The 252-nt window shown below is 48.4% G+C and carries 1 protein-coding gene; it reads left to right on the top strand.

What is annotated here, in order from left to right; translation table 11 throughout:
- Positions 1-252, top strand: a 252-nt coding sequence (locus M6G53_RS25385) for a PorP/SprF family type IX secretion system membrane protein (protein ID WP_253335320.1), incomplete at both ends; no start/stop codon positions are given.

Below are 252 nucleotides of genomic sequence, written 5' to 3'. Positions count from 1 at the left end.
AAGAACAGCAATCTCCACTCTTAACTCCAATGTTAGCATCGGCAGCTCGCTTAAAACTGCCAGTTTTACCCCAGGTGGGTCCGAATTACATTGGCATGTGGGTCATTTTTACATCGGTACTAACAGCTATAACCTGTTAAGGAAGGAAATAACAGACATTGCGGATGAGGCGGGTGTTTTGCCGCGTCGGATAAGCTTTGTGGCAGCCCTGAATCTGTTGGTATCTCAGGTGAGGGTCAGCGACAGAGGAGC

Source organism: Serratia nevei, assembly GCF_024160145.1.
Lineage (GTDB): Bacteria > Pseudomonadota > Gammaproteobacteria > Enterobacterales > Enterobacteriaceae > Serratia > Serratia nevei_A.
The sequence above is the reverse complement of the archived record's forward strand: the minus strand, read 5'-3'. Positions and strand labels throughout refer to the sequence as shown.